This window comes from Acidovorax sp. KPB24-07 (assembly GCF_057543315.1).
In genome coordinates, this window is record NZ_BAAJYS010000556.1 from 1 (window position 1) to 1,779 (window position 1,779).

Annotated in this window: 1 protein-coding gene and 1 pseudogene; one reads left to right on the top strand and one right to left on the bottom strand. The window is 62.5% G+C overall.

The features are described 5' to 3' along the window. Positions 1-583: 583 nt before the first annotated feature. Complete coding sequence (locus AC27IQ_RS23780; RefSeq protein WP_487091035.1) at positions 584-1,192, bottom strand: hypothetical protein; 609 nt, start codon at positions 1,190-1,192, stop codon at positions 584-586. A 434-nt stretch (positions 1,193-1,626) separates the two neighbouring features. Here AC27IQ_RS23780 and AC27IQ_RS23785 point away from each other — a divergent pair. Then, positions 1,627-1,779 (top strand): annotated as a pseudogene (locus AC27IQ_RS23785) (P1 family peptidase); the annotation flags it as partial.

The window sequence follows — 1,779 nt, forward strand, 5'->3', positions numbered from 1 at the left end:
ATTTCATAGCAATATGCCCTAGAAGAATATGCGCTGGAGCCGTTTTTGAACCTGTTGTCGGCAACCTACCCGATCGAAAGAACCCTTCCATGCCTTTGATCGCCCCTGCCGCAGGCGGCACACGAACCCCGCAGGCCAACCGCCGCCCTGCCCTGGCCAGCCTTCGCGGCCGGGCTTCAATCCATCGCCATCGAGGTGTGGAAGGAACAAGCCGCATGGCCCCGGGGGGCTCGACTCCTCCGATCGATTGAGCTTCACACACGCCGTGCGCTTGATCAAGCGCAAGATGCGGCTGTTCCCCCTGACCGGCTGCCAGCTTGGCGTGATGCCTTGTTCAAGGAGATCGCCAGCGTCCGTTGTGTCAGCAGCCGTGGCCGCTTCAACCCTCGCGGGGTACGTCGCAAGATAAGCAGCTTCAACGCCCGTCATCGGGGCGAGTCTTTTCATCAGTTGGATCAACTCTGTCTATGAAGGTGAGTAGCCAGCAGGATGCAACCCCAAGAATGAGGGGCCGCGTTAGCGAGCTCTTGTAGCCGCTTCGAGCGGCTCATATCCCGAATGCCCCGGCTTTGCCGGTGGATAGTTACTCAGCCTCCCACCCCTTATCCGCTGCCCGACGCTCGCAGTTCCTGAGCAGCGTGTCCGGATCCAGTTCGTAGAAGCCCGGCACAAATTGTTGCGTCATGCCCACGCGATTGCACAGCGTGCGCATGGCTCCCGACACGACGTTGTCGATCCCGACCAGTTCCACACCGAGTTTCTTCGCCTCTTTCGCCGCAGCGGCCAAGTACATGGTGCCCAAGCCCTTGCCCTGCATCTCCTCGGGAAACTCAATGTCCCCAAAGCTGATGGACGAATGTCCACCGTGGCACGGGTCGCTTTGGGAGTGTTCCATCTGATGCTGGGTCTCGATACGCCGACCCGTAGGTGTCTCCAGCGCCATATCAAAGCACAGCTCGTTCGATCCGGGGGCGATAGGGTGCGCCTGCACGCTGAACTGGCCGATCGACGGATGGCTATAGACGCTCTGGGATGATCGCGGCGAATGGGCGGATTGCACCGACGACGTCCGGGCGCTGCTCGACGAACTGGCATTGCTGCTAGGCGAGCCCGGTGGTGTCAATGCGGCGCGGGGTGCGCGGTTTCCGGCGGAAGACTGCCGCCGCGCCGAATTGGGTTCGAGGCCCGGCACTGAGTTGCGCCTGACATAGGTGTTACCCGACTCTCGCCGCGGCCCGTCCGTTTGCCATCGGGGTGCCGATGGAGATCTCGCCCCGCCGGAACTGCTTATACATTGGCCCATCATTCATCCTTGATATTGGGATAGTGCATATTGCCTCAGCACTCGCTCATCGACTAGCCAGTAGCGAACATAGGCACATGGCGGCGAAGAGAGCAAGTGGATGGTGATCTACCCGCATCGTGATCACGCAGCCGCCGCGCATTAATGAAAAGGTGCCAGCTTGGCATGGTGCATTGCTCAAGGAGATCGCTAGCGTCCGTTTAAGCAACTTCAACGTCCGCCGGTGCGCTTTCATGCCGAGAGCCAGCGCGGCGCGCTCGTCATCACCCGCATCGAGGCCGTGCGCTGAAGCCCCCCCGCGCGGCGCCATAATCGCCGCCCATATGACCGCAGCATCCCGTTCGGCCAGCGACGCTGGCAGCATCACCCGCGTGGCGGGCATCGAGGTCGGCCACTACACCGACGCCCGCCGCCCCACGGGCTGCACCGCCATCCTGGCGCGCGAGGGCGCCGTGGGGCGGCGTCGACGTGCGCGG